General features: G+C 57.1%; 14 protein-coding genes. 4 read left to right on the plus strand and 10 right to left on the minus strand.

Features of this window, described 5'->3' with window-relative positions; genetic code table 11:
- From Poly24_RS05510 to Poly24_RS05520, 3 genes are all read right to left on the minus strand, one after another.
- A complete protein-coding gene (locus tag Poly24_RS05510) occupies window positions 1–2184 on the minus strand; it encodes an O-antigen ligase family protein (protein WP_231753613.1) in 2184 nt (727 codons plus the stop codon).
- 736 nt (window positions 2185–2920) lie between these two features.
- A complete protein-coding gene (locus Poly24_RS05515) occupies window positions 2921–3586 on the minus strand; it encodes a hypothetical protein (RefSeq protein WP_145091632.1) in 666 nt (221 codons plus the stop codon).
- 1091 nt (window positions 3587–4677) lie between these two features.
- A complete protein-coding gene (locus Poly24_RS05520; RefSeq protein WP_145091635.1) occupies window positions 4678–4860 on the minus strand; it encodes a hypothetical protein in 183 nt (60 codons plus the stop codon).
- Between the two features lie 300 nt (window positions 4861–5160).
- On the opposite strand from Poly24_RS05520, the gene Poly24_RS05525 reads away from it, so the two are divergent.
- The gene (locus tag Poly24_RS05525; RefSeq protein ID WP_145091638.1) at window positions 5161–6564 is read left to right on the plus strand and encodes a polysaccharide biosynthesis/export family protein; all 1404 of its coding nucleotides are present in this window, start codon (window positions 5161–5163) and stop codon (window positions 6562–6564) included.
- A 325-nt stretch (window positions 6565–6889) separates the two neighbouring features.
- On the opposite strand, the gene Poly24_RS05530 is transcribed toward Poly24_RS05525, so the two are convergent.
- Complete coding sequence (locus Poly24_RS05530; RefSeq protein WP_231753477.1) at window positions 6890–7324, minus strand: RrF2 family transcriptional regulator; 435 nt, start codon at window positions 7322–7324, stop codon at window positions 6890–6892.
- Between the two features lie 9 nt (window positions 7325–7333).
- Complete coding sequence (locus Poly24_RS05535) at window positions 7334–8158, minus strand: phosphoadenylyl-sulfate reductase (protein WP_145091641.1); 825 nt, start codon at window positions 8156–8158, stop codon at window positions 7334–7336.
- A 494-nt stretch (window positions 8159–8652) separates the two neighbouring features.
- Between Poly24_RS05535 and Poly24_RS05540 the strand changes: the two genes are divergently transcribed.
- Window positions 8653–8877, plus strand: a complete 225-nt coding sequence (locus Poly24_RS05540) for a hypothetical protein (protein WP_145091644.1) — start codon at window positions 8653–8655, stop codon at window positions 8875–8877.
- A 35-nt stretch (window positions 8878–8912) separates the two neighbouring features.
- Here Poly24_RS05540 and Poly24_RS05545 read toward each other — a convergent pair whose 3' ends face one another.
- Window positions 8913–9251 carry a scaffolding protein gene (locus tag Poly24_RS05545; protein ID WP_145091647.1) on the minus strand — a complete coding sequence of 113 codons (339 nt, stop codon included), beginning with the start codon at window positions 9249–9251 and terminating at the stop codon, window positions 8913–8915.
- 227 nt (window positions 9252–9478) lie between these two features.
- Here Poly24_RS05545 and Poly24_RS05550 point away from each other — a divergent pair, with 227 nt between their 5' ends.
- Window positions 9479–10498, plus strand: coding sequence for an ABC transporter ATP-binding protein (locus Poly24_RS05550; protein ID WP_145091651.1), 1020 nt, complete (start codon window positions 9479–9481; stop codon window positions 10496–10498).
- A gap of 33 nt (window positions 10499–10531) precedes the next feature.
- Here the strand turns inward: Poly24_RS05550 and Poly24_RS05555 are convergent, their stop codons facing one another.
- The 3 genes from Poly24_RS05555 to Poly24_RS05565 all read right to left on the minus strand — a co-directional run bounded on the left by Poly24_RS05555 (window position 10532) and on the right by Poly24_RS05565 (window position 17658).
- A complete protein-coding gene (locus tag Poly24_RS05555; RefSeq protein WP_145091654.1) occupies window positions 10532–11464 on the minus strand; it encodes a beta-propeller domain-containing protein in 933 nt (310 codons plus the stop codon).
- Window positions 11465–11686: 222 nt separating this feature from the next.
- The gene (locus Poly24_RS05560; protein ID WP_145091657.1) at window positions 11687–14113 is read right to left on the minus strand and encodes a serine/threonine protein kinase; all 2427 of its coding nucleotides are present in this window, start codon (window positions 14111–14113) and stop codon (window positions 11687–11689) included.
- Entirely contained in the window at window positions 14110–17658 is a 3549-nt protein-coding gene (locus Poly24_RS05565; protein WP_145091660.1) for a hypothetical protein, read from the minus strand. The genes Poly24_RS05560 and Poly24_RS05565 overlap by 4 nt, the downstream gene beginning before the upstream one ends.
- A gap of 140 nt (window positions 17659–17798) precedes the next feature.
- On the opposite strand from Poly24_RS05565, the gene Poly24_RS05570 reads away from it, so the two are divergent.
- A complete protein-coding gene (locus Poly24_RS05570) occupies window positions 17799–18173 on the plus strand; it encodes a VanZ family protein (protein WP_197452349.1) in 375 nt (124 codons plus the stop codon).
- 12 nt (window positions 18174–18185) lie between these two features.
- On the opposite strand, the gene Poly24_RS05575 is transcribed toward Poly24_RS05570, so the two are convergent.
- Window positions 18186–20411: a protein kinase domain-containing protein gene (locus tag Poly24_RS05575; RefSeq protein WP_145091667.1), complete on the minus strand. Its 2226-nt coding sequence runs from the start codon at window positions 20409–20411 to the stop codon at window positions 18186–18188.
- Between the last annotated feature and the right edge of the window lie 7 nt (window positions 20412–20418).

Genomic DNA, 20418 nt, shown 5'->3' on the forward strand with positions numbered 1-20418 from the left:
CTAACGCATGTCTCTTGGGGAGGCTTCTTGGTCACGAGCGCGGTGACGAGGTTTTTGAAGTTCAATCGCCGCGAAGATTCGATCGAGTTGCGGATTGGATCCACCGAGCGCTCGGGCCACATTGGCTTGTTTTTGAGCGGTCCGCGCGTCGCCAAGTTTTAACGCCAACGAAGCGGAGCGAAGTCGGTAATCAATATTTTGGGGGGCGGCAAGAGTGGCGTTTTGCCAATGCTCTGCCGCCCGCTGCAAATCCGCGTTCAGTTCCGCCAGTTGTGCGTTGCAGGCGTGTCTTTCGGCTGTTGTAAGTAGACCTTCAGAATGGATCAGTTGCTCGCTTCGGCGTTGGCAAAATGGTACTAGTTCTGCAAGCTTCTTGTCTCGCAATGCGTGTCCGGTCATTGCGATCAACAAGTCGGGATTGGCGGGAAACAACTGATTGACGATCGTTTCTGCCTTCCATTTCATCATGGCGAGTCCCAAAATCGTTTGCCGCCGCGTCGCGGCGATGGCTAGATAGCGACGCCAAGTCTCTATCGCCAGTTCTTGTTCGTCGCCCAGGTAGAAGAGTAGTCCTGCAAAATAGAGTTGCTCAGGATTGCTACGTGCAAGTTGTTTCAAACGCAATGCATGGGGGCGCCAATCGTCGCCGATCCACGGAGCCAACGTGGCACGGTTCAAATGGGTTTGTGGCATTAACGGATTCGATTCGTTGGCACGCGACAGGGCGGCAAGCGACGAATGGAGTAGCTGCCGATCACCCTCCTCGGGGACCAGTTGGTTGCGGAGTTTCGATTGTTGTTGCTGATCGGCCACCGCAAAAGCTTCGAACCAGCCCATCGGGGATTGGATGATCCATTGTTCGCTCTGTTGTGCGTCGGATACCGATGGTTGGTTGGACGCGTGGCGTGCGATGATCCGAAGCCGCAGTTCCGCGTTCTGCCACCAAGCCAATTGTTGCCACGCGATCGCGTTATCGGGCATCGCATCGGTCAGTTTTTGTAGCTGCTGAGCGTTTTCAGAACACTCTTTTTGCGAGGGGAGTTGATCGTCGGAAAGAGGTGTTGTTGCGAGCAAAATCTGTTGGCTGTGAACCTCTCTACCGAGTATGAATTGGCTGGAGAACAGTGGGATCGCCAGTAGCATGAGCCATGCAAACGGACCCAAAGCGATGGGCCGGGGAGATGTCGGGGGCTTGCTGTGATACGTCGACGCGTCTGTTGGCGAGCCTTTGGAGGAACGCAACTCACAACCGCAGACCGCTCCGAGCAGCAGTCCTGCCGTCATCATATTTGCGGGGTAGATAATCACAAAATCAACGAGTGCTTGGCCGGCAACCGCGATCAAGGCAACACATCCGGCGGCGCCGATTCCAATCTGACTTGGCTCCTTGCTGCACGTTAAGACATGCCAAGATCGAATTCCTAACAGGACGATACCCGACATCAAGAGTACCATGCCGAGGATCCCGCTTTCGGTGAGCACTTCAAGATATTGGTTGTGGGCATTTTCATACCAGGCGGTGGAGTCCTCGTGCATGAAAGGCAGGTGGGCAAATCCGTAAGTGCCGATGCCTGAACCTGTCGGAATGTAGTGGATCGCTGCGTCGACCCCATCCCAGAAGTGTTCGAACCGGCCATCGCCGGCAATGTGATCTAGTGCGAGGTCTGTCGATCGTGTCTCAATACGTTCATGTTGTGCTGCCAAATACGAACCGCCGGCGACGACTGCCACCGCGCATGCCCCTAACGCAGCGATAGCCCGCCAACCAACCGTTCTCAAACCAGCGATCGCAATAAAAAACAATCCAGCCGCACCACATACCCAAGCGCCGCGCGACAGCGATAGAACGATTGCAATTCCAATTAGTAGCATCAGCGAGATGGATGCCACGACGGGCAGGTCGGTCCAGTATCCGCCACGGTTGTAAACTTGAAGGTTCCGAGAGCCTCGCTGTCGACCGAAGTTCCAGAGTTGTTTGTTTGCGAGGTTCCAGATTGCGATCCCGCTCGCGGCCGATAAGCCGACCAGCAGGTAAGCAGCCCCTGCGTTGCGATAGTGAAACGTCGAAAATGTATCGCGAAAGTACTCTTCTTGAATGCCGGGGACGACTTGGGTGGAATCTGTTGCCCGCTGCATGATCGACCAGACCGCGATTGCTCCCGCATTCGCAGCGATGCCAAGCATTAGGGTCAAGCGTCCATTCCGCGTCGTAAAAACGGTGCAGCCGAGAACAAGCCCAGCCACCCCTAAAGTGCTTACGCTCCAGCCCACTCGGCTCTGCGATGGAATGATGCTCAGCGTTTGGAACGAAGACGATGTCGCGTCAGTCGGCCGAGGCGACGAGGTCTCGGGATCGCCGCTGGCGGGAATAAATTCCGCTCGTGTATTGGCCGTTCCTGGTGACACCGTATGAACAAGACGCTCGGGCAGCGGCACTGACTGCAGCCAACCCCAAAGCAGCCAGAGAAAACAAAGAACGCACAATCCTGATCGAGGGCGAGGCGTTGTTTCTCGGGACTCGACCACAATCAACCCGAGTCCTACTGCAACGCTCATTCCAACGGCAAGCTGCCATTGGACAATGGTTTGAGCGCCGCCGTACATCCATGCCGAATACGAGAGCAATCCTAAGATTGTCAGGTGGCATAGGTAGATCCCTAGGTTTGCCCACCACCGGGAACCTTTCGAATCGGCCTGTCGAGGCTTCGCGATTGGACGATCGTTGCGTGACATCGCGTTGGGAGGTCTGGTGGATGAAAGTGTGAGACGAAGGGCAGGAAGGTGAGGTATCCGTTGATAGCTGGATGCGACCAAAAGAAAAAAACTCCGCAGCAAGCCAGACGTGGATGCTACGGAATTTGAACTGTTCCACAAAACGGGATTCTTAGATGGCTATCCCCTGAGTTGCAAAGGATACGACCTAGTAGCCGCTTCCTTTGGAGTAGCCGTGTCCGTAGCGTTTTGACTTGACGTGGTGGTTCGGTTTGCCGCCACCTTTGTAACCGCCGCCGTCGTCGTCGCTGCCGATTGCCGCCAAGCCAGCCAAACCGGCCAAGCCCGCAAGGCCTCCGCCAAATCCGCCTCCACCACCACCACTGCCTCCACCTCCGCAGCAGCCACTTCCTTCAAGCGGTGCACCACCAAGCGTGGGTTGGCAACATTCCCCGAGAATTTCTTCTCCGACGATGATTTCTTCCTCGGAGATGATGACCTCCGAAGATGCACAAGGAAGATGCCCGCGCATTGCGTTGGAATCGACCAACAGCTGGTCATAAAACACCTGCTCGGGTTCGGCCACAACCACGTTCGTCAAATTGGTCTGTAGTTCATCCAGACGGGTCAGGAGTTCGGAGCAAGGTTGCTCATCGGCTTCGATGTCGGATTGCAGTTGAGTCATCGCGGAAGCAAGGTCTTTTAACGACGCGATGTCAGCCATTTTGGGCAGAACATCCGTTTGTTCACCAGCTTCCGTGACTTGTCCCGCAACGGTCTCGGTAGGAGTCAGCTGAGACCCGACCACACCAAAGGCTTGGTGCGTGGAAAAGGCAATTACTAAGAGACCGGTACATAGTTTTCTGCGTTTCATCTGTCTCAATCCTCTTCATTGATGTGTTTAGCAAAGGTTACGCATGCATAGTCAAGGTAGTGTACTGGGGCCGGATTTCCAGATCAATAGGCAAAGTTCGCATATTGTGCATGTTGACTAAAACGCCCGTTTAGCTACCTCTGAGGGAGGGGACGTTGCATAGGATAGGCAGGGGTGTTTGGGGGAAGAGTGCCGGTCATTGGAAAGATTCGCTGAAGCAAAGAAAAGGTAGGCTAACGGTTGCTATGTAACGAAAACATTGGTTAAGCCTCAGTTGTCCCATGTCTGGATGAAAATACTTTCTCGCATGGGGGCTCTGGTGGATGGAGCGGAAGGGTGATCGCGACCAGATCTCAAACAATCGCAACGTTGCCTGCACCCGCTTCGGACCAACACATGTTGCTGCTTCGGCGACGATGCAGCGGAGTTCTCAAGGAGGAAATCATGAATGAACTGAACGAAAGTGATCGCCATCGCCAGGCGTTCATTCGCCCACGGGCAGGAACCTTAAGCAGGATAGTGCACCGTTCAGTGCTCGCGGTGATGGCAATTTTGTTGTCCAGCAGCATATCGGGTTGCGCGAATTTTCAAGGCGTGGCCAGCTCCTGTGATTGTTCCGTCAATCGCAGCCTACATATGACACGGGCCCAATTGATGGCACGTCGCGTGTGGAGCCAGAAACACGCAAGTTGTTACGCGAACCACTGTAATACGCTCGCCGTTCGCCGCGGTTTTATCGACGGCTTTGTGGACGTCGCATCGGGGAAAGATGGCTGTCCCCCCGTCTTCCCCCCTCAAAATCAATGTTGTCTCGTGGGTGCGTTCCGTTCTCCAGAGAACAACTGCCGCGATCAAGCCTGGTTCGAAGGCTATCCGCTGGGGGTTATCGCTGCGGAACAGCAGGGCTGTCATTTGTGGTGGCGTTCCACGATGCCAGCGCACCTGATCGCTCAATACCAGCCAGCTAACAACTGCTCTGCAACATCGCCCGCTTGCGGACCTGCAGGCAGCGTTATCGATCCGTCGCCAGAAGTGGCAACATCCGTTGCGCGAGTCGCTGGTGAGTCTGCAGCTTCGAATCGCGTCACGCGTCATTTCGCAGATCCCGCAGTAGATGTCCCCGCATCGGCGAAATTCACGCCGATTCCAACGCAAACACGCTTGGTTCCCGTCAGCGTGGCAGCACCGCAGCGTCCAGTAGGCAGCGCGTTGCAAAGTCCCCCCTTGCAATCATCGACGCCGATTCCGCTGGCCTTGCCAGTCTTGCGTGACATCCCGTCGCCTTCCAATGGGGATGCACGGGATCGGGTGCATGCACAACACGATGTTGTGTCTGAAGCGAGGCCAACGCTCAAGCAAACGTCTTTCGGGATTCAACAGAATGCAAAAGCTCACCCTTCGTTGGGGCTCATTCCGAGCGATTCTCCGAATGACGCTCCCCTGTCAGAGGTCATTCGAACCTCGGTCCGCTGGAGCCAGGTTCCGGGATTATCGAACTAGGTGGCCTAAATAGTTTAATCGCGGGGTCGTATGAAACGACCCGTCATACACATCACACAACGGAATGTAGTCCAATGCGAGTCCTCACGATAAATCGAAATACCGCTTACTTGTCACCGCGATGTTGGTTCGCCATCGCCGGCCTCTTGGCGCTCACGGCGACCGGTTGCACCTCCTTCTTGTCGCCCATGTCGGGCATCCCTGTAGGTCAGATACCACCGGAGATGCGAGGGCAAAGTCGGAACAACTTGGTTCCGGTTCCACTTTCAATTCTGCGTCAACAGGCTCCCCCGCATTATTCGCTCGATGAGGGGGATATCTTAGGCATCTATATCGAAGGGATCATGCCTCCGAAATCGAATGAAAACCAAACCGAAACCGCGCCGCCAGTCCACTTTCCCGAAGCAGGCAGTGACTTGCCACCGTCGGTTGGCTATCCGATTCCGATCCGCGACGACGGCACGCTGCCACTCCCCTTGGTCGAACCCATTCAGGTGCGGGGCAAAACCCTGACCGAAGTGGAAGCAGCGATTCGTAAGGCGTATGTGGTCGACAAGAAGATCCTCAAGGAGGGCCGCGATCGGATCTTGGTCTCGCTGATGCGTGAACGAACCTATCGTGTGATTGTGATTCGCGAAGACGAAGACGATTCGCTGGCGCTTCCTGGCGGTAGTGGCGGTGGCAGCAAGGGAAGCATCGTTGGCGGTTCGACACGCTCGGGGTCGGGGCACACGTTGGATCTACCCGCTTACAAAAACGATGTCATGCATGCCCTTGCACAAACCGGGGGACTTCCCGGCTTGAACGCGAAGAATGAAGTGAAAATCCTCAAGGCGAATCGAATCGGACAATTGGATGCCAATGGGATGCCGATCATGATGCCCGGAATGGCGGGATCGTACGTCGACTCTGGAATGATCGGTGGCGGCTGCATGCCTCAGGACCCTTGTTATTCGGGTTGCAACCTAAACCAAGATTTCGATCCCACCGCGATCCGCATCCCGTTGCGAGTCTATCCGGGACAGATGCCCCACCTACAGCCATCGGACATCATTTTGGAGGAAGGCGATATCGTGGTCGTGGAAGCTCGGGATACCGAATTTTTCTACACCGGAGGCCTGTTGCCAGGCGGTCAGTTTCCCATCCCACGCGACTATGATTTAGATGTCGTGGGGGCGATGGCAATCGCAGGTCAAGGTCTGGGAGGTTCTGGCCAATCTCAAGGAGGTGGAGGGATGTTGGGTGGCGGCTTCGCGGGGGCATCGCCGACTCAGTTGTACGTCATGCGAACCACGCCCTGTGGTGATCAATTTAATATCGCCGTCGACTTGAACAAAGCGCTGAACGATAAATCGGAACGGTTGATGGTTCAGCCTGGCGACACGCTGATCCTAAGGTATAAGCCGTGCGAAGAATTGGTCAATTTCAGTCTGGTCACCTTCTTCACCTACGGCATTACCGAACTGTTCCGCAACTAGATCGATGGAAACGCACGACGGCCAAGCCAATTGTCGCGGGCGATGCAAATCGCCCGCGGCATGGCCGTCCTGCGGACTTCATACCTTGCCGATCCGATCGGTGTTTCCGAAGCCGTGCTGCGTGAAGTGGAACACCTGAAAAAACAATGCCATCTAGTCTGCCGCCTGGCGATCGCTTGGGGTTCCCAACCTCGAAACAAACCACGGGAAACCGCAAGCGGTCGTCAGGCGGGCCGTCGGATTGCAGGAAGGCATCGTTGAATGCAGGGCAAGCCCATGTGGGTAACGACCACAGGCTTCGCTTCGATTCTGCAATGGGCGAATTCTAAATGTAGAACATCGCTCCTTCGCTGCGGGCGCAATCGTTGGCCAGGTCTTCCAAACGAATCGCCGAGAGCACATCGCGGAACGCTTTGCTCGCTGCACGCCAGGTCGAATCCAAAACTTGGGCTTCGGGAGTTGTGTCGGCGTTGTCGAGTGTTGTCTCCGATTCGCCACAACCGATTGCATCGCAGATGTCTAGTAACGAAATCGTTGCCGCATCCACGGATAATCGATAACCCCCTTGGCTGCCACGCGTACTCGTCACGTAGCCAGCCTGTTTCAATTGCTGCAGGATCTGCACTAAGAAGGGCTGCGGGATGCTATGTCGCGCAGTGATCTCGCGGAGCGCTACCGGACGATCCTCGTCCTGGCGAAGCGCCAGTTCCAACATCGCCAGACAGGCGTAATGCGCTTTGGCCGACATCGCAAAACTCACCGCGTCACCTCAGTCACTGCTGTGTAGTCCGCATTCTGTCTTTGCCGAACCACTCCAACGACCCGCCCGTTCGTCTTCGCCCAATGCGATCGAACGGGTGCAGGGCCAGCAGCCCACGCTTGGGTAGCCTTGGTCGTGCAATGGGTTGTACGGAATGTTGTTCTTGGCAATGAAGCCCCAGACTTCCTTCTTCGTCCAATTCGCTAACGGGCTGATCTTTACCAGCTGAAACTTTTTGTCCCAACCGACGATCGGATGTTCTGCCCGGTCGGGGCTCTGATCGCGACGAATCGCGCTGGACCAGGCATGCATGCCGTGAGCTGCCTTGTGCAAAACTTTGATCTTCCGATCAAAGCAGCACCGATTGGTGTCGGTCTTGTAAACCGGGCCGCCATTGGCCGCTTCATATTCCTCGACCGTCTGTTCGGGATATTTGTATTCAATGGTGATCCCGTATCGCTCTCGAACCTGTTCCCTCAGCGCCAACGTCTCCTTGAACTGATACCCCGTCTCCAAATTGAAGATCGGCGTCTGTGGAGCGACTTCGGCGAACATGTGAATCAGGCACATTCCCTCGGGGCCAAAGGCCGTCGCCATCGTAAACCGCGGAGCGTATTGTGCCACCGCCCAGGCCAGGATCTCTTGGGGAGAGGCTGATTCCAAGCGTTGGCTGTGTGCCGCCAGTTCGCCGAATAATTCGTCCCCTGGCACCAGCGGTGGATCGGCCGCCAGCGCTCCGATCGGATCCGAGGACGTCGTTGCGACCGAGGCTTCGGGGCGAAGAACTTTCAGCGTCGGCCGGTCTGAAGGTTCCGCGAGCTTTTGTTCAGGCATGAGTTATTGACGGTTTTAGTGGGCTGTTGAAGGCGTTTGCCTCGTCAAAGGTCTTAATGGTATATACTTTATCAAGATAGTCAAGTATTGGATGAATCGGAGCTTTCACCTTGTACGTTGAAACTTTCTGAGAAATCAATCGGAGATTCTAAACCGCTGGCAAGTCATCCACGGTTCGCAAGCGTTTGCCGGATGGCGGTTCGGTCCCCACGCGTTAGGGCTGTCGAAGCAAGCGGGGCGAGAGTTTCTTTGTCGAATCGTCGGCATCGACCATTCGGAGGGGCGTGTTCAGCCGAGGGCTAGCGTTTGCCGGGCAAGCGTGCTGCGAAGAACCGCAGGAAAGAAAAGTTAGCCGCACAATCGCGAGAATCGTTAAAGTCGGCGTGATTTAACCGACGATACATTCATCCGATGCTTGAATTTGGCTCTTGGCAGCAAGGCCTAAATTCGGGTAGACCTCCCTCGACGGCAAGACATGGTTCAAAGGAAGCTTGATGGACAAGAATACCCTGAAATTGTACGCACCACGACGAGATATGCTCCCATCGGCGCCAACCGTGACCGTTTCGGTAGGCGATTTGGTGCCGTTGCTGGTCGACGCATGGGAGACCGATCGCAATTGGTTGCGTGATTTCTGCAAGGACGAAGTCTCCGTTTCAGAAGACCTCTATGAAGTCCTGCTGGCATACCATCAGATCCGCCGTTGCGAAGCGGCCTGATCCGCGAAAGGTGCCTTAGGCCTTTGCTCGTCGGATTATTGATTGGCCTGAATCGCGTGGGCTTGAGCCATCGCGTCTTCAGCCATCTGGATGTACTTCTGGTCTTGGGTTCCCGCCCAGGCTCGCTGGCAGGTGACGCTCTTGGCCGTGTAATTGAACGGTTCGTTCGGCTCCAGCTCACATGCACGGTCCGCGTGCACGATCGCTTGCACGTGGTCGCCCGTTCGCGTCAAGACTCGCGACAGCGCCAAATGAGCCAATACAAACGTTTCGTCCTCCGCGAGGATTGCATTGAGTCCCGCGACCGCTTCGGCATCTTTGCCAGCGTCCATCAATTGTTCGACTTCGTTGTAGCGTTCGTAAAGATCTGCCATCTCTAAAGATTCCGGGGCGTAATCAGGGTTCAATGAATCACCACGCAGCGGGGGCTGCTGTTGGCGTGTGGCCACACCATCGTGGGAACGCTGTTTCGTGGCGTTTGGATTGAATCCTAGCCGAATTTCCGTCAAGGGAAAGCCTGGGACCAGGTTTCCCAATACTGTAAGATGCCTTGCACGCACTACCTGCCCTTCGCCGTTATGCCGGAATTCAGTGAGCACGCATGAACGATCCCACCGCTCCCCTGTTGGCTGTCGAGGACCTGAAGGTTCATTTTCCCTTCCGTCGCGGCACATTATTCGCCCCCGAACATGGATTGATCCGCGCCGTCGATGGCGTCTCTTTTGAGATTCGCGAAGGGGAAACGCTAGGGCTGGTTGGCGAATCCGGCTGTGGGAAATCAACCACCGCCCGCGCAATCGCGCGACTGAATGAACCAACATCCGGATCGATCAAAATCGAAGGCCGCGAAATCTGTGGGCTCAGCGAATCGGCGATGATGCCCTTTCGGCGGACCGTGCAAATGGTCTTTCAAGATCCCTTTGCCTCGCTGAACCCGCGGATGACCGTTGGCGCGATCATCAGCGAACCGTTGCAAATTCACGGCGTGCTGAGCAGTAACGACCGCAAGTTGGAAGTGCTGCGGCTGATGGACTTGGTTGGCCTCAATCCAAGGTTCCTCAATCGCTACCCCCATGAATTTTCCGGCGGCCAACGCCAACGGATCGGCATCGCGCGGGCTTTGGCAGTCCGACCCAAGTTGATTCTGTGCGACGAACCGGTGAGTGCTTTGGACGTCTCGATCCAGGCTCAAGTCATCAACCTGATGATGGACCTGCAGCAGAAGCTGGGGCTTGCCTATCTCTTCATCGCCCACGATCTGGGGATCGTCCGGCACATCGCGACCCGCGTCGGCGTGATGTATCTAGGACGGATTGTTGAATCGGCCAATGCCGACGAACTGTATAACAATCCCACCCATCCTTACACGCGAGCCCTGTTGTCGGCCGTGCCGGTTCCGGACCCGAAGATCGAAGCCGAACGAACGCGAACCGTTTTAACAGGCGAAGTGCCTTCGCCCGACAAAACCTATCCAGGTTGCCCGTTTGTCGACCGGTGTCCCGACGCGCAATCCGAATGTCGCGAGATCATTCCTCGCCTGCCCGACAGCGCCCATGCAACGGCCTGCATCGTTCACGATGATCAGTGTCGCGAGGCGTCACAATCTGCTGCCGCAGTTTGACGCTCCGCCCGCGATTTGCGAGGCCGTTGCAGATCAACGAACCACGTCTGCGGCGGCGTCCAAGACGATCGAATTGGAAACGTCGTTCCCCAGCGTCTTGAAATCATGGAATTGCCATAGCACTTCCTGGCCGCGATTGACTTCGATCAGCTGAGGGTTATCGGGACCGGCGTGACAGTTGCCAAACACGATGTTGCCATTGGGATGGTATTCCAGCGTCGTCACCCAAGCCAGCGTGATGCCCGGTAGATCGTTTTGAGCCAATTTCCAGACGATCTCTTTCTCAGGCGTCACTTCCAAGATGCTGTGTCCGTTACCGGTGCCGATCAGGGTGTTGCCATTGGGCAGTCGCAGCGCGCTGAACACCGAATTGCCAAACGCTTCGGGACCGTGCCCGCCACGTCGTTGGCGACCAAACATCGGCACGTCATATTGCCAGACGATCTTGCCGTCGTGGTCGTATTCGCAAACCTTGCCGTCACCTTCCTGAGCGACAAGATAGTTGCCATTCTCCATACGCCGAACCAGTCGCGTGTCGCGATGGGGATGCGGGTGAGTGCGTTGCAACGCGATCGAATGCTGTAGCGTCCCGTCACGATCAATTTCCAGCAGCTTTCCTTCGCCGCTCAGCGCGATCATGATCCGATCCCCTGGGATCGCCCGGACGCTGTGAACCTCGACTCGGTCCACGGTCGCGAACTTCTTCGCATCCAACCGCCACACGATCTCGCTGCTACGGGGATCGATCTCGATGATCTCGGTATTCTGATGCGTCAGGATGTTGCCATTGTCGAGCAACTGTAAATCATGGGGCGCCCCGCTGAGCGTCATCTCCCATTCCGTCTTCCCTTGGGCATCGATGATCACCAGCTTGTTTTGCTGATTGGCCAGGAAGCGGTGTTGCGCAATCGCGGACAGGTTCGTGAAGATCAAGAAGGCAAAGGCCAGTGGTAAAGCAGTTCGCATGTCGAAGAGATCCAAGAGATGGGGTGAGGGGGCCGGCGCAGAAAGATGATCGCCTTCGCTCCGCAAAAGTGCGTTTGCCGCTCGCTCATTCGCGGAGCGGAAATCGCCTTCCCGACCACTGCAGATGCCGATCGAGTGTCGACAAACCGGTCGGACGTAAAGCGTGCTCGGCCGATATCATAACCTCAATCGAAACCGTCGATCGTTTCGTTTGTCAAGAATTTACGGTGCGATCTGGAAGCGAATCGTCTGCACGGTGGACCGAGATGTCGCAGCGTGTTCTTGCCAAGCGGCTTGCCCGCGGGTTTGACCGGTGTATTGCGATTCGGATTCATGCAACCGCATGTTTTCGAACCGGTCTCCCGATTGAAAGGAGAAGTAAAACAAGCGCTCACCGCTGCCCAGTCGCCGGACGTGATGGAACCGTGTCGTGTCAAGCCAGCTGAAGCCTTCGATCGTGTAGGGCAAACGACAGTCCGCGCTAAGGGGTTGGCTATCGAATGATCCGTCGTCACGCAGCGTCGCTTGATACATTCGCAGCGCCTGCAACGCGCCGCGTTGTCGGGTCAGATAACGAAACTCCTTTCCATCAAGCGTGGCAAAACCAATCACATCATTGCCAAGACAACAATCTTGGCTCAGCTGCGTCGATTCAAACGTCCCGCGTTGAGTCAGGGTGCTACGGAACAGCGAGACCTTCTCCGAGGAGTTGCTGTGCAGGTGATAAAACGTTTTGCCGTCGGCGGTTGCAATATCGACCACATCGCGTCGGATCAAACAGTCCACCGACAAAAGCGTCGATTCCAGCTTGGCACCGGCGACAACACGTTCTCGGAGCAGCGAAATTTTGCCATCCGGTTGTTGCTCCAACCTCGCAAACCAGATCGGGGTCTGGTCGCGCGCCGTAACTTCGATCTCGTAGATTCCGTCGCCATTGTCGTCGGCTGGCATCGTGTCGCGGAGCTTGCGGTCGAAAACAAAAACGCCTTGGGTTGTCATCTTGACCAATTCGCGATCGGCACCACCGGTGATCGTCAGACACAGGCCATCGTACAGCCGGTCGGAATCGTCACGAACATCGATCGCCCAAGCGGATGCTAGTTGTTGACGTGAAAGGATGATCGTTTGACCGTCGGGCTCGAACACAAATTGGTCAAATTGAGGTGGTTCGTTGACGTCGCTGACCGTAACGGCCAACGGATGTTCGGCGATCTGTAGCGAATAGACATTATCCATGTCGCGATCCAGCGGCACTTCAAAATCGGGCGTTTGCCGGAAACGCAGTTGCCGAGAGCGGGGATCGAACTGAAATCGCGATGCATCTTCGCCGGCAAGTTGAATCGCGCTCAAGTCGCCGAAATCTGCCGGGACTTCACCGACCGAATCGGTTCCTTCGGGCACTTTGAATCCGATTCGATCGCTGCGATGAACGACCGGTTGCGCGGCGACCGAATCCAAGTTGTGCGAGACGGCGTCGTTGGTGGAGCTGGCCAAAAACAAACCGCCGATCGCCAACAGGATCCCCAAGGATGTGGTCGCCAGCGTCCGCGGACGGCGGCCCTCGGGGGGCGGCTGTGTCTTTCCTGCGAACGCGTTCAGGTCATCTGCCATTGCGGCGGCGGACTGGTAGCGGTCCTGAGGAGCGAGCGCAAGGGCCCTCAAAATGATGTGTTCGAGTTCCTCTGGCAGTTGCGGATGCCGCTTCCTGAGCTCGCCTGGTTTGGCGACCGACAACGCATCGCGCGTCGCCGAATCCATTTTCTGCAGCGTGACCAATTCGCATAGCGTGAGTCCTAGCGAAAAGATGTCGCTGCGCTCATCGGAGATCCCTCGCAGTTGTTCCGGTGCCATATAGCGAGGCGTGCCGACGGCGTGGTACATGCTGGTCAAGCTGTTGTCATCGAGCGTTCGTTTGGCCAAGCCAAAGTCGGTGACCCACAGTTTGTTGGCCGAATCGATCAGCAGATTCGCCGGCTTCACGTCGCGATGCAAGATCTGTTTGGCGTGCGCGTGAGCCAATGCGGACGCGGCCTGGTTGCCCCATTGGGCGATCAGACGCCAGTTGTTTCGCAGACGCTGCAGTAGTTCCCATGCCACGACGTCGCTGACACTACGGTCGGATTCCGATTCGTTCGATGCTTCCGCGGCGATCCGCACAACGTCGGCCAAATTGGGACCATCGATCAACCGCATCGTATAGAAGTGATGATCGGTCGATTCGCCAAATGCGTAAAGCGGAACGATGTTGGTATGGTGCAAACTGGCGACCGCCCGGGCTTCCTGCTTGAAGCGTTCGATCCCCTTGGCATCCAACCGTTCTGAAGAAATCACCTTGATCGCAACGCGCTCTCGCAACGTGTCGCACTGGGCTTCATAAACCACTCCCATCCCGCCAACACCGATCTGGCGAACGATGGGGTAGCCGCCAATCTGTTCGGGGATTTGTTGCGACGTGGGCAATTCGTCTGCGGTATTGGCGTATTCGTCCAATTCCATCATCAACGGAAAGACGCGCAGGATATCGGTTGCCAACGCGGGGAACTGTTTCGCAAACTCGGCAACACTCAAATCATCAGCATCGGCCCGCTGCTCTTTGAAGCGGGACCATAGCTGTTCGATTTCGTGCAGCTGGAAGTCGGCGGCGGTCACGGTTGCTCTTCCGATCGAATTTTGGACGTGCTGTTTTCCTTACTCCGACGCTGACGTACGCGTCCCAAAGCCGGCGCGAAGATTCCCAGTACGATCGCCGTGGCGGTGGGAACTTCTTCGGCAGGTGCCTTCGGAACCGCAGTGCTTACAGGGTAGAGTGGACGCTTGGCGGCGGATTCGGATTCCGCTTCTAAAGGAGCCCATTCTTGCGACTCCGCAGACGCAGCGTCGTCGCCGTGTTTGACCGGATGTTGCTCACGCGACGAATCGTTGTGGGCATAAAGCCCGCCAGCGTCCCCTGCATCCATCAGGACGCCATTTTCGGTGCGAGCTTCCGTTTCCCCTTCGGAATGTCGTAATGTGGGATCCGACTTGCCAGCGTCGGATGCGTCGAGATTTTGAATCGAGAAACTAATTTTATGGTGGTAGGCCAGCTGCGGTGCACCGATCACCCCCGGCATCAGATCCTGTCCACTGGTGCCACGGCTGGTCTCCGGGCTGACAAGTTGAATATCGCTTGGCCTTTCCATTGCGGATTCACCGCGAGCTTCCGCAACGCTACCGATGATCGTCGCAAACGTGGGCGGCGTATGGACTCCGTCGTCATGTGTGCTGGACGGTGGCGTTGTGGACAACATTTCGATCGGGTCCGACAAACTGTCCGACATTGGCTCCAGTCCCGTCGGTACCGCATTGGAATCTGCGTCATGTTGTCGCTCGGCTGCAGACCAGGCGTCGGGTTCTTCGGTGTTGACCGACGATGCAACGAACGATTCGCTACCGGAAGACTCGGCGGTGCGATCGCCAAGCGTCTCCAACCCTTCCAATCGCGAAGCTTTTTGGACATCCAAGGTGTCTCGGGTTTCAATGGGGGACGCAGTAAGCGTCTCCACTTTGGATTCGATTTGAGTTTCCCAAGCCAAGGCATTCAGCGATGATTCCGCGGCGTTTGAGGGCGTTTCGGCAATCGCGTCTGTCGGAGTGGTGGCCGACGTGATGCTGGTTTCCGTCGAATCATTCGCGACATCGAAATGCATCGCAATCGAATCTGCCGCTTCCACGGGCAGAGAATCCGACGACAACCGACGTCGCGATTCTCCGGTACGTTCGGCAACCGTGTCGGACGCAACGAAGGGAGCTTCCCGTTCGATAGAGGTTGCCGTTGCTAATTGGTTGGCGTCTGCGTCGGTTGCAGTTTCTGTGACAAGTTCGTCGTTGACGCCGGGTTGGGGCGTGACGATTGTATCCGCCGTCGTGCTGACAACAGGTGACCCCGATTCGGGAAATGTACCTTGCAGCGTCGGTTCCGCGATCTGTTGTTGATTGTCTGCCAAGACGTGCGTGTCCGATACCGACGGTAGCGATCCGTCAGACGTTGTCGCTTCGATGGCAAGTTGCGATTCAACAGCGGACGGAGGGGCGGTGACTTGGCGGTTTAGGCTCCGTGGAGCGGAGGGTTCTGCATCGGCTGTTGTCGTTGCGATGTCCGCTACCGCGGGCTCGGAATCCGTGGCGACTGGCAGTTCGACAGAAGCGTTCTCCTCCGTAACCTCTTGACCGCCGTTTGGCTTCGGTTCGACGGAACGCTCCGAAGCCGCAGAGGTCGCGACGAGCTCTGCGACCGAGGGTTCGAAATGCGTGGTGCCGGTCGGGGCTTCGGCCACACGTTCATTCACCGCCACGTTGCCGGTCGGTGGCGGTTCGCTTGCGATCGGAGCGGTTGTCGATGGGACGATTGACGTTTCAGCCGTTTGCAATGCAGCGGGGCTCGACGGAACTGCTGAGCTTTCCGTTTGAGGCTGGCTTGCTGGCAGATCCAAGCTTTCGGGAGCCGCGGCAGAAGCCGCGAGATTGCGATTGGAACGCTGCGCGGACGTGTCGGTTGTGGGAGAAGGTTGCGGAGCATTCGCCACCGCTTCCGCGGTGGTATCTTGTTTTCCAAAAACGTTTGGAATCGAAACTTCCATGTGTAACGAAGCGTTGAACGTGGTCCGTGTCGTTGCAGCGGGGGGCTGTTCGGAGGGGGCTTGCTGGACGCTGGCCGAAACCGTTGCCGTGACGGTCGCGGCAGGTTCCATTGGGACCACGCCCGGTTCGCCAATTGGGGCCGGTTCCACCACAGCAACCGGCGGGGCAAGTTCAGCGGTTGCCGCTTGAGCCGCTTCTATCGGCGCGGTGGAATCATTCGTCGGCGTGCTCGTGACGGCAGGCTCACTTCGTTTGGACAAGCCCTTGGGAAGCGTATCTTGCTGCGCGATTCCCTCTGGCAATGTGTCCCGTTTCGCAAGCCCCTGCGGTAGATTCCGATCGGCGGATGCTGCGGAGTCGGCGTTGGAAGGTGTGGTGGGCGATTCGTTTGGCACGGGGGCCGATGCCAAGTTCTCAGTTGTTGGCGATGCTGCCGACGAGAAGGCAGGCAGATCCGCGTCGACCGACGTGTTGTTGACAAATTCAACGTCGCTGAAGGCTGGCAGTTCGACGTCGATCTGAACGTCGACATCCACGCGAGCTTCGACGCTCCCGTCCTGGTTCACTTCGGGCGGAGTTGTCTTGGGCGGGGCGGCTTCCACGGTTGTTAACGGAATCGCCGCATCCCGCGTTTCCTGAGCCACGAAATCATGAGCATTTGCCGTTTCAAGCTCTGGTGGAGTCGTGTTTGATCGGTCCGAGGCCGAGTTCGCAATCGTTGCACGTTCGACCGAGGATTCGGATCCGCTGTCGTTGCCACTCTCGTTTTCGATGGCCTTATCGGCGTCGTCTTCGTCAGAGTCAGAGTCAGAGTCAGAGTCGGAGTCGGAGTCGGAGTCGGAGTCGGAGTCGGAGTCGGAGTCGGAGTCGGAGTCGGAGTCGGAGTCGGAGTCGGAGTCGGAGTCGTCGTCGTCGTCGTCGTCGTCGTCGTCGTCGTTCGTGTCGTCCGTGTCGTCCGTGTCGTCCGTGTCGTCCGTGTCGTCCGTGTCGTCCGTGTCGTCCGTGTCGTCCGTGTCGTCCGTGTCGTCCGGTTCCGGTTCCGGTTCTATAGACGACGAATCCTCAGACTGTTCGTTGGCGTCGTCCGTCGCTGGGAGTTGCGTTTCAATTTCTTTGGACGGTTCGACAGGCTCCGTCGACGAAGGAGCTGCGGTGCTTTTCGATGTCGTGGAAACGCTGCCCGGAAGAAGGCTGGCGACCGATTTCCCCAGGCTTGTGACTCCCGATACGACCTGCTTCGTCGCGTTGGTCGCAACTTCGACCGTTGACTTCGCAGTTTCCACCACTCGTTCGCCAACGGATGGCTTTTCGGTCTCCGTTTCGACGGGGGCGGTCGGCGCTTCTTCCGAGACTGCAGTTGAGGAACTCGCCGCGCTGGCGGCGTCATCGACCTCCTCGCTCTGGCCGCTGGAGGAGCTCACCGGGTCAGCGTCTATCGGTTCCGAAGTCGAGCTGGCCGTAGCCGATTCGACGGGGGCGGCTGCGGTCAGTGGAGTTCCAGCCAGCAGCTGCCGCGGTTCAAGAGGTTCGGCAAACGACAAGTCGCGCAGTCGATTTTGTCGTTTACGAAAAAGCATGGCTAGCGTAATCTAGTGTTGAACCGATCGAAACATGCGGTCTAGGATAATTGCCCAGCCAGGGTTGGGGTGCAATGCATGCAAAAAACGCCAAATTTCTGAAGTCCGCCGGCCGGGCTCTCTCAACTGCAAAGAATTTAATGAACGCATCCCCCGCCAACCAACGACGCCCCGAGTTTTCACGGTGGAAGTTGGCGGCGGCCTGCTGTCTTTTAGGCGCGTTTTTCGTCCCTTTGCCCGCTGGGTCGCAACGCCTGGACCAGCTGTACAACCTTTCACATTTGGCCGTTTTTGCTTGCGTTGCGTTCTTGTTGATGCAGATTTTAGACGGCTGGGCGTTCTGGCGAAGGGCGGTTTACACGCTGGCATGCGTGTTAACGATCGGCGTTGCCATCGAGCTGATTCAGCCCTATTTTGGCCGTCGCGCGAGCCTTCACGACGTCGTGAACGACGTGATTGGCGGCGTGGCTGGACTGACGATCGCGGTGGCCTATCGTTGGGTCCGAGCGACCTAGCGGGCTGACGTATCAGTCCTGAATGGAAATTGTTTCCTGCATCGCGACCGGGAGCGTCGACTCCGAATCGGTTTCGTCGCTGGTCGCAGCGGAATTGGCTCGGCGGACCAAGTACCACATCGCTCCATTGACCATCAGGATCGCCAGCGCCGCGATAATGCCTTCGGCGATCAGCTTGTTGGTTAGGCTTTCCACTCGCGCGATCGTCTTGCTGAGCCGAAATTGGACCAACACGATCCAATCGGTTTCGCCGCCGCTGCCATCTTCCGATTGAGGGAGATGGACCGGCTGCACCGCGGCGATCCAGTTCCCTTTGAAATTTTCGCCACCATGCGCTGTGGCGATCGGATCGAGGTAGTTGATGTCGCCACCGGCGAGCAATTCATCCAATATCGCGTCACTCACTTGGAAGCGTTCGCTCTGGTGGCCTTCATGCTCCGCACGGTGCTTCTGCATCCAAGGGTGTTGTAGGATGGTTCCCCGCAATGGACCGGGGCGGGCGTCGACCAAGACCCCGATGGCATCGTATTCATCCTTCTCTCGGACGCGAAACTGTTCAAAGTCGCCAAAGTTGGTCGTCGCCACGAGGACGCCATCGATCTCCGGATCGCGGCTGCTCGATGCGTCGAGATGGGGCAACCGGATCGGCGTGCTGACCGCCAGCTTCCAGACTCCGGTGGCGGTGCTTTGAAACGCTGTCGATAGATGCGTCCGTTGGACGATTTCTTTGACCTCCGCCGCTGGTGTCTCTTTGGGGAGGTCTTCCTTGCGACCCGTAAAGTAGGTGCGAAATGCGTAATTGCGGCCGCGGCTGATCCGTTTCCGCGTGACCTCGCCCGAGTGCGCAAAACCGATCATCGTCCCTTGGCTATCGGTGACAAAGATTGTTGCCAGCTTGGGAACGCCGGGCTGGGATTCTGCCAGTTTGTTGTAATGTTGCAAACGTCGCGACAGATAATCTTCCAACGGCTGGCCGAGTTGTTTGTCCAGAATTTCTTCGCGGGCCGCTTCGGGGTCCTGCTGGGCGGCAATCTGCGCGCGCAGTTCGGTTAGCCGAGGTTCTTGCAGCGCAGCCGACATCGTCGACACCAGCTCCGGCTGCGATGCTTCGTGGGCCACGAGGTCAAAATACGATCGCAGTTCGATTTCCAACGCACGTGATTTTTCCCCAGCGACACTCAGGTTCGTCTTGCTGCGTTCTTCGCGCATCGCGGTGGTGAATTGCTTTCCCGTTTCGCGGATGCTGCGAATCGCGTACAGCCCCATCGCGGTCAGCAATAACAACGGGCCCACGAGTCCCAGCAGGATCAATGGGCGACGGGCCTTTGACGCATTCCGCTCGTCGATCGCTTCGACCAATTGTTGGACGTTGGCGTACCGGTGTTCGGGATCGGGAGCCAAGCAGCGCTGCAGGATTTGTCCCAGTCGGCGATCGACCCCTGGAACTTTTTCGTGTCCCGTGGGCGGACCCGACTGGCAAATCACATCGCGATACTTTTCAAGCCGTTTGTTCAGCGAACCGGCGGTGTCGATCTGATCCAGCACCGCCCCTTCGCGATGCGGCGCCGTGCCGGTCAACATCCGGTATAAGATCGCCCCCAGACCGTAGACGTCCCAGCGGACATCGGGGGACGCATCGAGGTCGGCTTGTTCGGGCGCCATATAAAACAGCGTTCCCAGCGCGGGAGATTGTTCGTGTGACAACCGGCTCTGTCCAAAATCGGCCAACCGCGGGCGAAGCTCTTCGTCCAACAAGACGTTGGCCGGCTTCAGATCGCAGTGCAGGATCCCCTTGCCGTGAGTATGGTTCATGCCGATGCAGATCTCGCGGAACAACTGCACCGAGCGTTCGACCGGCAACCGGCCGCGCTTGTGCAACAGATCTTCGAGCGATCCGTTTTCGATCAGCTCCATCACGTAATAAGGTGGCTCGCTGTCCCAGCCGACTTCCAAGACCTGCACGATATAGCTGTCGGCGCTCAGCGCCACTAGATTCTTGACCTCGCGACTCAACAGCGACCAATTGACCCCACCGCGATGCAGATAGAATTTGATCGCCACGGGGCGCCCCGTATTGAGGTCCCGCGCCACCCAAACCTGACCAAACGCACCAGCACCTAGGAATCGCTCGATGCGATATCCTGGCACTTCGGCTGGTGGTGTCGTCGTTTGCAAGCTCAGCTTCAAGGCGTCCTGCTGCTCGCCCGACGACTGCTGCTCGGTATAATCATCTGCCATTTACAGT

The organism is Rosistilla carotiformis, from assembly GCF_007753095.1.
GTDB lineage: Bacteria > Planctomycetota > Planctomycetia > Pirellulales > Pirellulaceae > Rosistilla > Rosistilla carotiformis.